Here is a 12,774-nt window from a genome sequence, read left to right as displayed (position 1 = left end):
GAAACAGGACATTGACCTCCGTCGGCGAATCGGCAGCGGTCATAGGCGGCAACGTTACATCCAGGACATTTTGGGCACTGGTGAGCGCCGGGGTATCCGACGAGGAGGGTCCGGTCATGCGGGAGTCGTCGCAGGGCGTTACGGTCGTGGCTCTCTTGGCGGATCCGGATGCGCCGACGGAGATCGCGCAGCATATGGCCCGGGTACTTCCTGCCCGGCTCGCCAAAAAGTCGGGGCAAGGGCGGCGGTTCGCGGTGGAGGTGGTCAGTGAGCCCTTCACCGCGGGGACCGAGGACCTGTCCACACTGACGCGCAGGATCTTGGACCGCAGGCGAGGGGAGAACTGGGACATCGTCGTGGCCCTCACCGATCTTCCGCTGCACACGCACGGGCGCAAGCTCGTCGTGGATCTGAGTCATGAGCACGGCTTGGCGCTACTGTCCCTTCCTCCGCTGGGAGGCCTGCGTCTTCAGACAAGAGCCATGCGGGCGGTGGAAGAAACCGTGCTCAGCTTGGCGAGTCCGCAAGCCACCGGGGCTGAGAAACCTCCGGAGCGTCAGCCGCTGGGGCGCTTCGTCAGTCGTCTCGCGCCGATTCACCGGGGCCCTATCGGTGAGGAGGAGACCGCTGATCTGCGGTACGTCGTCAGCGGGCCGCGCGGTTACCTGAGGGTGCTCGGCGGTATGGTCCGCGCCAACCAGCCGTGGCGCTTGGTGCCGGGGCTGACGAAAGCCCTGGCGGCCGCCCTCGCCACGGGAGCCATCGCCACCATGAACTCCACCATCTGGAGCCTGTCCGAGGCCCTGAGTACGCCACGCCTTCTGATCGCCATGGTGGGGTCTGTGACGCTCATGATCGGCTGGCTGATCGTGAACGCGCACTTGTGGCATCGATCAACAGACACCTCGCCGGAGGAGAGGAAGAGGACGAGCCTCTACAACGCCTCGACGGTCATGACCGTGGGTATCGGGGTGATCGTCTGCTACGGAGGCTTGATCGTCATCAATTTGGTGTGGGCCCTGTTCATCCTCAACGACCGCGTCTTCGCCTCCATGACACGGACCCCACTGCATGCCGCGGAGTATTGGACTCTGTCCTGGTTCGTCGCTTCGGTCGCCACGGTGGGCGGCGCGCTGGGCTCGGGCTTCGAGAGTGACGAGGCGATCCGGGCAGCCGCCTTCTCCAAGCGCGAGCAGGAACGTCGCGACACGCTCCGCGACGACCACGGTGACCAGCCCTCGAAGTGAACCGAGTGAACCGATACCGGTGTAAATGGTTTCTGGGTGCGTGTGCCCGCATCGCCGCTCACCGCTGGCGAGCGTGTCGGCGGTACAGGCTGCACACGCCGGTCATTCCAGACCAGCCCACGCCTGTTTCGCTTGAATGACCGCTGTGCGGGTTCAGCTTTGCGAGCGTCCGCGTACCGGCGTGACGAATGCCCTCGCGGCAGCCGCGAGGGCGTGAGCCAGCGTGCGCTGAGGGCCACGTCACCCGGATGGCCCTGAGCGGCGCCACCCGTACGACCTCGGGCATACCATCCGGACGGGCCATAAGCCGCCGCGGCTGGACTTCGAGCGTGCTCCAATCCCTATAGTTCCGGTCACGGACTTCCGCCCACGGGTACGCCCTGCCACCGAGGACCACGGTCGGGAACGGCGACTGTCAACGCGGCGGTGGGCGCGACCGTTGACCTGCCAGGCCGGTTCTCAGGACAGAGGTAATCCGATGAAAGTGCTGGTGACCGGCGGGACGAGCGGACTCGGACTCGCCATGGCCTCCGCCCTGGCCGCGACGGGAGCCACCGTCGCGCTGACCGGACGGTCCGGCGAGCGTGCGGAGTCCGTCGCCGCAGGGCTGCCAGGGGCGACCGGCGTCGAAATGGACGTGCGGGACGAGTCGTCGGTGGCCAGGGCCGTCGACCGAGCGTGGTCGCGGCTCGGTGGCATCGACATGCTGGTGAACAACGCCGGCATCGGCATGCGCACAGTCAACCCGCGCTTCATGACACAGCCGCAGGGATTCTGGGAGGTACCGTCCGACGCTTTCCGCGCGGTGATCGACACCAACCTGACCGGCTATTTCCTGGTCGCCCGCGAGATCACGCCACGGATGCTGGCATCCGGCGGTGGCCGCATCGTCAACATCTCGATCAACCACTCGACCATGCGACGCGCCGGCTTCGTTCCCTACGGGCCGTCGCGTGCCGGCAGCGAGGCGCTGTCCCGCATCATGGCGGCCGACCTGCGGGGCACGGGCGTCACCGTCAACCTGCTGCTGCCCGGAGGCGCGACGGCCACCGGGATGCTGCCCCAGGACGTCGTCGCCCCCGAGGGCCACGGGTTCCTGAGGCCGGCGGTGATGGGCCCGCCCATCGTCTGGCTGACCTCCGACGACGCAGCCGGCGTGCATGACGAGCGCATCGTCGCCACGGAGTTCGAACAATGGCTGCGGGACTGGGAGAGCCGACAGTGAGGGCGTGAGCGTGCGTCTGGGCCTGGAGGCGTGGGTTAGCGAGCGCCGCCAAGCAGTGACTCTCAGACACGGAGCAATCACACGGGGTACTGGGGTTCTCTCATCGTCGCCCGCCATCGGCACCCGCTCAACAGGGCGGCAACCTTCACGGACGGGGTGGACATGGAGCTGCTTCAGGAGCGCGCTGATGACTGGCGGCTCTGGTCGCTGGAAGGGCAGACCTCACTCAACGAGGAGACCCTCATCGAGCTTGTGGGAGTCACTGGCCGCCCGGTCCTTGCCGGATCACCTCGCGGATCGGTTCACGGGTCGTGCCGCCCTCGCTGACGGGTCGCTCTGCGCGAGCCCATGCTGTGTGCACTTCCTATGCCCGGCGGCGGTTCACCGGACTGCAGTAGCGCGGGGGCCTCGGCCGCTGTAGGCGACGGGGTCGCCACACCATGCGCAGGTGCGTTCCGGAAGCTCCTCGCGGATGGGCCATGTCTCGTGCGCGTCGCGCGGTTCCGTACCGTCGCGCTCATTGGCACTGGGCTCGTTTTCGTCACCCGGTCCAGGATCGGCAGCCGAAGGAGCGGGCCCTGGCTGGAGTGGCCGGCCAGGGCCCGCGGTGCACGCGGCGCACCCGATCAACGATCAGGCGCACGCCTGCCGGTCACCGCTCACACCCCCGGAGACGGCGGCTTCGCCATCACCATCCGCGCCTCTTCGAAGAAGAGGCCACGCAGCTCGTGCAACTGCTGCAGTCGCTCCACCAGCTCCATCCCTTTGTCATCCACCTCATCCGGTGTTCGCTCATCACGAGCGAACGTGACCAACTCGTTCACCACGTCGTTCAAGCCGTCCCCCATCGCCCTCGCCCTGGCCGCCGCGTCCGCCGGACCGAGCAACTGCACACTCTCCACAGCCTTCACCGCCGGCCCCGTCGCACCGAGAAGGTCCCTCACCACTGTCGCTACGTTCAGCGCCCAGCCCTGCATGCCGCGGCTTCCGCCGAGCCTGAGGTGGTCGCTCAGGTGGGTGAGGATCGGTCCAGTCTGGTTGATGGCGGTATCCCAGGCGGCGAGGAACCGGGTGTAGGTCTGTTGCCGTTGCCCGCGTATCCACTGCTGGTGTTCGACGTCGGCTTGGTCGCTCGTTTGTCGGCGGCCGACATAGATGCCGGCGAGGATGCCTGCGATGCCGAATACACCGCCGGCAATGGCCGCGATGATGGCGGCCCATGCTTCGTTCATGCCCACATCCTGCCGTGATGGGGCGGGGGTTGGGGATCCCTAACACCTCCGGCACTCCGCCACACCGGGCCGCGTGCGGACCCACGCCCTGACCCTCATGCTGCGGCGCGCCAGGACGACACCCCATGAGCGCGGAACACCGAAGGCGGACCGCACCTAGTGGGTGCGGCCCGCCTTCGGTGGAAGTTCTCAGCTTCAGCTCTGGGGCACCTGGAGTCGCTCGACGAGCCACTGGTCGACCTCGATCGCGCCTCGCACCCAGCTGACCGTGGAGGAGACGGCGTGCTCCAGGCTCACCCCCGTACCGTCCAGATGCTCCTCTCCCGGTGCGCTGCCTGGTCACGATTCACCTGCCCCGGACACAAACTGAGGGGCAGGCCGGTAGGTGAAGCGGGCTGGAGGGTCGGTGGTCAGCGGACGAGATGGAGTCGCGGGGCTTCATGCCCACTTCGCGGGCGTCAGGAGTCGGCTTTCGCCGACTCGTCGTCCGCGCTGAGCACCGGGGCACTGCGAATGAGGCGCAGTCCGGTCGTCAGCAGGAGGCCGCCGACGATGTTGCCAAGGACCGCCCAGGCCAGCCACCTCAGCCAGTCGGCGTAACCGTAAGACGTCCTGCCGGTGTGCAGGCCGGCGAACGCGATCAGGGAGTCCAGCACTGAGTGCCACAGCCCGAGCCCCGCCAAGACGAACGCGGTGGTGATCGATGCGATGATCTTCCCGGTCATGGACTCGGTGCCGTGATGCATGCGAGTCATGAGGGTGATGACGCCGCCGCCCAGCACGGTGAGGCAGAAGGTGCCCAGTGTGTAGCCTGCGTCGACGAAGTGCGCGCCCAGAGCAGCCGCGGTGCGGTGCAGGTCCGGGTAGGCCTGCATGACCAGCCACATGAAGAGCCAGCCGCCGATCAGGTTCATCACCAGGACCGTCGCCCACATGCGCACCAGATCGAGCCAGGTGGCCGCGCCGGCGATGACGGTGGCGACGGGCACCAGGAACCCTTCCGTGAAGAGCTCGCTGTGCCCGAGCAACAGAGCGATGAGCCCTACGGAGAAGGCCAGTCCGGCCAGAAGTTCGCTGCCGGTCGTGTGCCGCACGAACAGCAGCGTCATGACACCGACACCGACGTCGATACCGCCCAGCAGCGAGGTCGCCACCAGCGACGTCCAGGTGCGGTGCAGCCGTGGCCGGCCCTCGGCCACGATGCGTTCCGCCGCTTCAGCGACTCTCTGCTCCCCGGGACCCCGCATGATCTGGTCATCCGGCTCCATGGCGGTTCCTCCGGTCTCGCGTCAGCACGGAAACGTTCCCCGGCCCAGTGACGTGAACGTTCCCCGAGAGATCTTCGGTCAGCCCGCCTCCGGATTCCGTCACCCACGCCATCCGACCCTGCAGAGTTCACAGACCTGATCGAGCCGCCGACTACGGCTGAACCCGCGTAGTGCCGCCAGGCAGCACTGCGCGCCCGCCGCCGGCGCGAGCAGGACCGCGCGCGAGGTCAGATCCACCCCGCGCAGCGGTGAGGATCCCGCCCGTCCGGCCGCCGCAGGCGGCGGGGCCACGCACAGCGACTGCCCCGGCACCGGACGGGCCCGCCGGAGGACCGCGCAGCGGGCACGGTGGGGTTGAGGGGCAGGAAAAGCGTGCGCAGGGCGCGTCCGGGGCGCGCAGCGACCCGGCCTCTCACCCGGGCGTGAGCGCGCGCAGCGCGCGATCCGCGAGTGCGCAGCGCGCGCGGGCACGCCCCAGCGACACGACGGCCGGGCCCCGCCCCGCTGCTCCCCAAAGGGAGGGCCCACTCCCCCGACCGGCGGCCGCCGGACCGCCGCACCCGAGCCGCCGTCAGACTCCCGGCCTCGGCAGCTGACTGGGGTGCTGGGTACGCGCACGTAGCGACTCGGCTGAATTAGGCTCACCTGCGCACAACAATGGGTGCTCGAGCACATCCTCGGCATCGCACGGCCGGTGAGGGAGAGAAGCCCAAGCCGCGGCGCAGCCAGGCCGACACATGGGCCACCGGCCTCACCACCGGGGTCGGCCTCGCCACCCCGTGAATCGTTTATGACACGACCCGCATCGGATGTCTGTCCTGGGTCGGTCACCGGGTGCGGAGACTGCCGGTGTACACATCCGTGCGGTTCGATGGTGAGCCGGAGTGGGTCTCGGTGAGTACCGCTCGTACTCGCTTTGCGTCCGCCACCAGGCCTTGGTAGTCGCCGAGGAAGTAGCCCCCGGCGAACGGCGCCTGCAGCCAGTCAAAGACCCGTGAGATCCGTCGTTCGGTCCGGCGCTCGGGGTCTCCATGCGGCAGTGTGACCAACTGGTAGGCGGTGGGCAGGGTGGTGGTGTCACCCGGCTTGAGAAAGCGCAGGTCATAGTAGGTGAGCGCGACTGTGCCCCGTTCGTCGACCGCGATCGACGGTGAGAAGGCCGGCACGCCTTCCGGGCTGATCAGCTGCGGGGTCTCCCAGGTGCGTCCGCCATCGGTGGAGCGCACGAGCTGGACGGAGTCGAACTTACCGCCGGAGAAGTCTGAGCCCTCGTAGGCCATGTACAACGCGCCGGTCTCGGGGTCAACGGCCGGGCTGGGCAGGGTGGCCGCGGCGCGCAGCGGTTTGTCGGGGTCGTTCGGGTCGACCTCTGGTACAGAGGTGTCCCGGGCCACGATCACCGGCGCGCTCCAGGTCTTTCCGGCGTCGGTCGACGTGACCATCGCGTAGTGGGCTTCTGTCACGGTGTTCAGGTCATCGGAGTAGGTGATCTGGTCGAAGTAGTCATACAGGGTGGCGGTGCGCCGGTTGGCGACGATCACATGGCCGATGGTCTGAGTGTTGGGGACGGTGCTGGTGTCGACGAAGGCGCGGCCCTTGCTCCAGGTGCGGCCACCGTCGCGGGTGAGCGAGATGTAACCCGGACCGTCGAGGGAGCTGGGGCCGGGCGGATCGTTGTCGAGGCGGTTCCAGACCTGGTAGGCGGTGCCGTGGCGGACCGGGTCGGCGGTGAGCGAAGGCTTGTCGTTGAAGAACGGCTGCTGGTCGACGTGCGTGGTGGTGAGGTTCTGCCAGGTGCGGCCGCCGTCGCGGGAGGTGGCGGCCAGGAGGGCGCTGCGTGTGCTCCTCGTGAAGTCGACGCCCTCTCCGCTGGCGTAGACGGTACCGTCCGGTCCGGTGCTCACCCAAGGGTCGGAGGCCCGTTCAAAGTCCGCGCCGCCGGGGGCACACAGGCTGAACGGCAGCGCGCTCCGGTGGAAGGTGTGGCCGTCAGTTGTCCAGCTGGCCGCCAGGCCACGGGCGCCGCCATCATTCCAGCGATCCTGCTGGAACACAGTGACCACGCGCTTGGGGCGCGCGGATCAACGGACAGATACGGTTCGACCTCGGTGCCCGGGTAGACGACGCTGTCGGGGGACCTCCTACCGATGGTGCAATCCGCATACGGGTCGCCCCGGGACACCTTGATCAGTGGTGTGCTGTCCGGGTTTCGGTCCGCTGCGGCGGGATTGGCGCCGGCGACCGCGTTGAGGAGGAGTGCGGCGGTGGTGACGGCGGTCAGGGGCAGGAAGACACGCATGCGGAAACTCCTCCGGGCCTGACGGCCGGAATACGGGACCGCCGTATCACGGGGCGGCCAGTGACGCGGAGGGATGCTGGACCGGCAGGAGCGGGGCGACTCCGCCTGATCCTTTTCGGCGTTGCGTCCGGCGCCCTTGATGGGCTGAACGGCGGAGTTTCCCCCAGGGGCCGACGACGATATCGGTCCCGGGCCGCAGGGCATGGCCGATATCGTCGCCGGCCCCTCCCCCCACCACCCCACCGGCCGGTACCTGCTCACCCTGAGACTCAAGGCGTACGCGAGTAACGGCGTTCAAGCCATCCGCCCCAACCCGTAGCCGCCAGTCGGCCGGATGCCAGCCCGACCTCCTTGTGCGCCCGCGGTACGCGTACTTCAGGCATGTCCTCGGGGGCACCTGAAGCACTACGCACCTCTTCTGCGGATGGTTTGGAACGACCACGATCCACGGCCTCTCGTGCCTGATCCACGGTTGCTGCTTCCACGGCGGGCCGTCCAACGATGCCGGGAGTAGCGTCCTGCAGCCCGAGCCCCGGCCAAGGCGCACACCGTGAAGGTCCCGGCGCCCCGCCGGCCGCCCCGCCCCTCTCCACAGGCAAGTGGTGACCGCCACCCCCTCGAGCGGGCTGGGCTCGGGTCGCGCGACTTCCCCGGTCGGAGCGCAGCCGTGCGCGCCGCCCTTAGGGTGCGGGCACGACGGCCCCCGCCCCGCTGTCCGCCCTCCTCGCCGACCGGCTCATCGCCGCCCTGCGGCACGGCCAGGCCGTCGACGAAGCGGCCGCCGGGCTGGGCATCGACCTGCGTGCCGTCTGAGTGCGGCCGCACCAACACCCACTTGGCCGTCGCGCTCGCCGGCCGGAACCGGGACGCCCTCGACGAACGCGGCCGCGCCCTGCGCGCCGACTACCTCCGCCTCCTGGCCCTCGGCCTGCCCGTCCCGCGCCGAGCTGATCCTGGGCACCGGAGACCCGGGAACGTGGCGCGTGACGACCCGGCTTTCGCGGCCGCCTGCGACGTCATCAGCGCCGCCTCGGTGCCGCACGGCTTCCTCAAGCCCATGCGGCTGGCCCCGGAGCGCGTCGCCCGGTTCCTCGCCGAATTGCGCACTCCGGGGACGACCGTCCTCGCGGCCGCGGCCGCTGTCGGCGTCTCCGACGCCGCGATCTACCAGCGGCGCACCCGATCAGCAACGAGGCGGTCCGACCACCGGTGAGGGGCCCTCAGGAGCCGTACAGCGCTTCGATGTCGGCCGCGTACGCCTGCACGATCGCGGCGCGACGCAGCTTCAGCGACGGCGTCATGAGGCCGTCGGCCGTGCTGAACTCGTTCGGGATGATCCGGAACGCGCGGATCGCCTCCGCCTGGGAGACCGCCGCGTTCGCCATCGTCACGGCCCGCTGGATCTCGCCACGCAGTTCCTCGTTGATCGGCGCCTCCCCGGGGCGGGCGTGCTGCTGTGCGCGAAGCCGGCACCAGTGCTGGGACGCCTCGGGATCCAGGGTGATCAGTGCCGCGATGAAGGGACGGTTGTCGCCTACGACGAGGCACTGGGAGATCAGGGGATGTCTGAGCAGCCGCTCCTCGAGCACCCGGGGATTGACGCTCTTGCCGCCACTGGTGATGAGGATGTCCTTCTTGCGTCCGGTGATGACCAGGAAGCCGTCGTCGTCCAGCCGGCCCACGTCGCCCGTCGCGAACCACCCGTCGCGCAGCACCGACCCGGTGGCCGCCGGATCGCCGAGGTAGCCGGAGAAGACGACGTCCCCGCGGACCCAGATCTCCCCGTCCCGTGCCACGTGGACGGAGCAGCCGGGCAGGGGTCTGCCGACGGTCCCGAAGCGGGGCCGGCCCGGTGGCTGGCTGGTGACGGCGGCGGTCGTCTCGGTGAGCCCGTATCCGTCGTGAATGGTGACCCCGGCTCCGGCGAAGAACAGGCCGAGTTCCCGGTCGAGACTCGACCCGCCGGAGGTGGCGTACCGGACCCGGCCGCCGAGGACGGCCCGCAGCCGCCCGTACACCAGACGGTCGAAGACGGTGTGCGAGGCCTTCAGCAGCGGTCCGGGCCCCGAGCCCTCGCCCCTGTCCCGGCGCTCCACTTCCTCGGCGTAGCGCACCGCGACGTCCGCGGCCCGGTCGAAGAGCGCCTCCCGGCCGGCTGCTTCGGCCGAACGCCTGGCCGAATGGAAGATCTTCTCGAAGATGTACGGCACGGCGAAGACGTACGTCGGCCGGAACGACGCCAGGGCGGGCAGCAGCGCGGCGGGGGACAGGTCCGGCTGATGCCCCAGCCGGATGCCACCGCGCATGCAGACGACCTGCACCATCAGACCGTAGATGTGGGAGAGGGGCAGGAAGGCCAGAACGGCCGGCTGTTCACCGGGCTCGGCGAGGACCTCCCGCCAGCCCGCGTTCAGGGTGTCGCATTCGGCCGCGAGACCGGCGTGGGTGATCAGGCAGCCCTTGGGGTGGGGGCCGGTGGTGCCGGAGGTGTAGGCGATGGTGGCGACCGAGCCCGGCTGCACTGCGCTGCGGTGCTGGTGCACCACGTCGTCGGGGATGCCCCAGCCCGCGTCCGCCAGCCACTGGACGCAGTTGGCGTCCAGTTGCCATATCGCCCTCAGCAGCGGCAGCTGGTCGCAGACCGCCCCCACGGTCATGGCATGGTCCTCGTGTTCCACCACGACGGCCACCACCTGCGCGTCCGACAGGATCCAGCGGACCTGGTCCGCCGAGGAGGTGGGGTAGACGGGGACCACCTGGGCGCCGAGGGACCACAACGCGTAGCTGAAGAGCGTCCACTCGTAACGGGTGCGGGACATCACGGCGACGCGGTGACCGAATTGGATCCCGCCGGCCAGCAGCCCCTTGGCCAGCGCCAGGACCTCGTCGCGGAACTCGGCCGCGGTGACCGCACACCATCTCTGGTCGTCCAGGGGGTCGCACCGCGCCAACTGCTCCAGTTTCGGGTCGCGTTCCGCCACCTCGTACACCGAGTCCGCAAGGCCTCCCGCCGCCAGGGTCTCCACCAGTGCCGGAAGGCTGAAGTCGCGCACGCTACCCCCATGATGAGCCGTTCACCGTGCCCGCCTCGCGGCGGGCAGGGGCGCAACATACCGGCCGTCATCCCGGGAGCCTAGGGGCTGTCCGCCAATTCTCGTTGCATTGGTGCGCGGTGTCCGGTGCCGGGGGTTCTCCCACGCCGTAGAAGCCGGTGCAGCCGGCGCGGGACCGTCCCCGCGGGCGCGGGGAGCACGGAGCCGCGGCGTCGGTCCGCGACGTGATGTTGGGACTATCCGCGCGGGCGCGGGGAGCACGAGTGCCCGTGGGCGGCTCCCTTGACGTGCCCCCAGGAATCGTCTCGCCCCGATCATGCCCCGACAGCCACGAGCAGCGCTTGAGGCCACCCCTCTCGAGGCCGCGCCGCCATCGCCGGTCGCGTCCGCGACGACGGTGCCCTGCGACCGCAGCGGGGCAACTGCCACTGTCAGACCCAAGTGGCAGCATTACCGAAGTGAACGCCCTGAGGCGTCCTCAACTCACCTCCGTAGCAAACGAAGAGGAGCACTCCCCTTGCGACTTCATCGCGTAACGCCCTGCATCGCCGCGGGCATCCTCGCCCCGGCCCTGCTGCTCGCCACCCCGTCCTTCGCCGCCACGGCGGCACCGACCGCGGTGACGGCGTCTCCGGTGCCCTCGTCCGCGGACGAGCCGGACGCCGACGACCTGAGGGTGGCCATAGTCCGGATCCTCGCCGACCCGGACAGCGGCCGGCGTGTGACACGAGAAGCCAACGCCCTCCTGGACGCCAACGACCCCGAGGCTATGCGCGCCTGGCTGGAGACCGGCTACCGCATCGCCCAGGCCGAGGACGACCGCGTCGCCATCACGCGCCTGCTCGCCGACCCCGACAGCGGCCGGCGCGTCATCGCCGAGGTCAACGCCCTCCTGGACGCCGACGACTCCGACGCGATCCGCGCCTGGCTGGAGACCGGCTACCGCATCGCCCAGGCCGAGGACGACCGCGTCGCCATCGCCCGCATCCTCGCCGACCCGTCCGTCAGCCCGGCCCTGCGCGCGGCAGCCAACGCCGCCCTCGACGACAACACACCCGAAGCACTGCGCCACTTCCTGGAAGTCGGCAGGTACCAGGTCGCCTGACCGGCACAGCGCGCCGCACCACAGCGGGTAGCCCGGGCGGCACCCCCTGCCGCACGCACGGTCGCCGGAACGCCGAGAACCCGGGCGAGGTCGCCTGCACCTCTGTGTGCCGGCGGCCCCGCCCGGCAGGCCCTGTGCCGGATCGACGCCCTCCGCAGAGCTCTGTGGCCTCGCCGCCCGGTGCGGCACGGGCCACTGACCCCTCCGACAGCAGAAAGCACATTCTTCGATGACCACACAACCCCTACGCACCGAACGCAGCGGTCCGCGGACCGCTTCCGTCGTGACCGACCTGCCCTTCAGGCCTCAGCTCGTCAAAGCGGTGTTCAGGGACGTGACCTCGTTGCCCGTCTCCCGGCCGGCCGCGTGGGCCGCCGCGTCGGTGACACGGACCGTGCTGACGGAGATCATCGACGGGGCCAGAAGCGCGGCGGCCGAGGAGACCATGAAGAGGCTGATTCCCAAGGACCTCATCTCGGCGATCGACCGGAACGTCGAGTTGGAGGTGGGATCGGCGTGGTACCTGCACAGCCCGACCTTCCACGGCCTGATGGGCGAGGTACGCAACGCCGATGGTGCGCTCGTGTCTCTTCGTGAGCGCCGCGGGGCGCGTACACCGAGTGGTGTGGCCGGCGCCCACCGGTTCGAGGCCGGAGTGAGAAGGCTGCTGAGGAGCCGGCGGGTAAGGGCGGTCCCGGCGATGGTCCGCGACCTGGACGGCATCGCAAGCGTGTTCCTGACGGACCTGGCCCGGGACGCGGCCAAGGTCGTCCGCGAGGGCGGGGTCAAGCAGTTCGGGACAGTCAGCCTGGTCATGCCCGGCGAGCCAGCCCCAGCCCCGCTGCTCAAGAACCCCCTCCTCACCCTGTCCACCCGCCGCGGGGACGGGCGGACTGTTGGCGGGGACGACGTCCTGGCCGCCGTCACGATGCAGCTGTTCGGCGATCTCAGACAACGCGCCATCACCGAGGCAGCCGAGATGACACGGACCACGTCGGCCAACTGATCGGGCTGCGCTTGTCGGGGTCTGGGGTCTTGCCGTCGGAGCCGAGAACGCGGTCACTGTTCATGCCGCGCAGGTAGACGGATACTTGCCTGCTCTGTGTGCCGGTGGAGATACCGGTGAGGTGGGTGACCTGCTGGTAGCCGCGCCATATGGACCAGGTGCGCTCCTTGGCGGGAGTCAGAGCAGACCTGCCAGTAGTACCAAGCCTGTTGCGCTGGCGATACGCGCGGACCAACGTCTTCTGGCCCTAGGCCCACGACCCTTCCGGAGGCCGCGGTATGGCAAACGGGTTCATGATGGGTTCTTCCTACGCGGCGCCTGGGGGCTGGCCTGGCCGGG

At 69.5% G+C, this 12,774-nt stretch carries 10 protein-coding genes and 2 pseudogenes; 5 read left to right on the top strand and 7 right to left on the bottom strand.

Translation table 11 applies throughout. The features are described 5' to 3' along the window. Positions 1-116 precede the first annotated feature (116 nt). Positions 117-1,247, top strand: coding sequence for a hypothetical protein (locus tag ACZ7JA_RS29050; protein ID WP_470811311.1), 1,131 nt, complete (start codon positions 117-119; stop codon positions 1,245-1,247). A 478-nt stretch (positions 1,248-1,725) separates the two neighbouring features. Beyond that, positions 1,726-2,472, top strand: coding sequence for an SDR family NAD(P)-dependent oxidoreductase (locus tag ACZ7JA_RS29045; RefSeq protein WP_470811363.1), 747 nt, complete (start codon positions 1,726-1,728; stop codon positions 2,470-2,472). Positions 2,473-3,131: 659 nt separating this feature from the next. On the opposite strand, the gene ACZ7JA_RS29040 is transcribed toward ACZ7JA_RS29045, so the two are convergent. The 4 genes and pseudogenes from ACZ7JA_RS29040 to ACZ7JA_RS29025 all read right to left on the bottom strand — a co-directional run bounded on the left by ACZ7JA_RS29040 (position 3,132) and on the right by ACZ7JA_RS29025 (position 7,035). After that, positions 3,132-3,704: a hypothetical protein gene (locus tag ACZ7JA_RS29040; RefSeq protein WP_470811309.1), complete on the bottom strand. Its 573-nt coding sequence runs from the start codon at positions 3,702-3,704 to the stop codon at positions 3,132-3,134. Positions 3,705-3,899: 195 nt separating this feature from the next. Continuing rightward, positions 3,900-4,016, bottom strand: a pseudogene (locus tag ACZ7JA_RS29035) (YbjN domain-containing protein); the annotation flags it as partial. Between the two features lie 146 nt (positions 4,017-4,162). Further along, positions 4,163-4,972 (bottom strand): formate/nitrite transporter family protein, encoded by an 810-nt coding sequence (locus tag ACZ7JA_RS29030; protein WP_470811307.1) that lies wholly within the window; start codon positions 4,970-4,972, stop codon positions 4,163-4,165. An 827-nt stretch (positions 4,973-5,799) separates the two neighbouring features. Next, a complete protein-coding gene (locus ACZ7JA_RS29025; protein WP_470811305.1) occupies positions 5,800-7,035 on the bottom strand; it encodes a sialidase family protein in 1,236 nt (411 codons plus the stop codon). A gap of 1,071 nt (positions 7,036-8,106) precedes the next feature. Between ACZ7JA_RS29025 and ACZ7JA_RS29020 the strand changes: the two genes are divergently transcribed. Beyond that, a complete protein-coding gene (locus ACZ7JA_RS29020; RefSeq protein ID WP_470811303.1) occupies positions 8,107-8,484 on the top strand; it encodes a hypothetical protein in 378 nt (125 codons plus the stop codon). Between the two features lie 7 nt (positions 8,485-8,491). Here the strand turns inward: ACZ7JA_RS29020 and ACZ7JA_RS29015 are convergent, their stop codons facing one another. Further along, a complete protein-coding gene (locus tag ACZ7JA_RS29015; RefSeq protein ID WP_470811301.1) occupies positions 8,492-10,324 on the bottom strand; it encodes an AMP-dependent synthetase/ligase in 1,833 nt (610 codons plus the stop codon). Positions 10,325-10,841: 517 nt separating this feature from the next. On the opposite strand from ACZ7JA_RS29015, the gene ACZ7JA_RS29010 reads away from it, so the two are divergent. Beyond that, positions 10,842-11,429, top strand: a complete 588-nt coding sequence (locus ACZ7JA_RS29010; RefSeq protein WP_450751253.1) for an ALF repeat-containing protein — start codon at positions 10,842-10,844, stop codon at positions 11,427-11,429. A gap of 306 nt (positions 11,430-11,735) precedes the next feature. Here ACZ7JA_RS29010 and ACZ7JA_RS29005 read toward each other — a convergent pair whose 3' ends face one another. Then, positions 11,736-11,876, bottom strand: coding sequence for a hypothetical protein (locus tag ACZ7JA_RS29005; RefSeq protein ID WP_470811367.1), 141 nt, complete (start codon positions 11,874-11,876; stop codon positions 11,736-11,738). Between ACZ7JA_RS29005 and ACZ7JA_RS29000 the strand changes: the two genes are divergently transcribed. Further along, positions 11,812-12,435 carry a hypothetical protein gene (locus tag ACZ7JA_RS29000; RefSeq protein ID WP_470811361.1) on the top strand — a complete coding sequence of 208 codons (624 nt, stop codon included), beginning with the start codon at positions 11,812-11,814 and terminating at the stop codon, positions 12,433-12,435. The genes ACZ7JA_RS29005 and ACZ7JA_RS29000 overlap by 65 nt on opposite strands. Here ACZ7JA_RS29000 and ACZ7JA_RS28995 read toward each other — a convergent pair. Then, positions 12,434-12,616: pseudogene (locus ACZ7JA_RS28995) on the bottom strand (hypothetical protein); the annotation flags it as partial. The gene ACZ7JA_RS29000 and the pseudogene ACZ7JA_RS28995 overlap by 2 nt on opposite strands. Between the last annotated feature and the right edge of the window lie 158 nt (positions 12,617-12,774).

It is taken from the genome of Streptomyces sp. NPDC038135, assembly GCF_055601245.1.
Note: the sequence above shows the minus strand (reverse complement) of the source record. Positions and strands in the feature narration are given on the sequence as shown.

What these genes read in the sequence shown, in the direction of transcription:
- ACZ7JA_RS29050 (WP_470811311.1), top strand. Translation starts at nt 117, where the DNA reads ATGCGGGAGTCGTCGCAGGGCGTTACGGTCGTGGCTCTCTTGGCGGAT.
- ACZ7JA_RS29045 (WP_470811363.1), top strand. Translation starts at nt 1,726, where the DNA reads ATGAAAGTGCTGGTGACCGGCGGGACGAGCGGACTCGGACTCGCCATG.
- ACZ7JA_RS29040 (WP_470811309.1), bottom strand. Translation starts at nt 3,704, where the DNA reads ATGAACGAAGCATGGGCCGCCATCATCGCGGCCATTGCCGGCGGTGTA.
- ACZ7JA_RS29030 (WP_470811307.1), bottom strand. Translation starts at nt 4,972, where the DNA reads ATGGAGCCGGATGACCAGATCATGCGGGGTCCCGGGGAGCAGAGAGTC.
- ACZ7JA_RS29005 (WP_470811367.1), bottom strand. Translation starts at nt 11,876, where the DNA reads ATGGTCTCCTCGGCCGCCGCGCTTCTGGCCCCGTCGATGATCTCCGTC.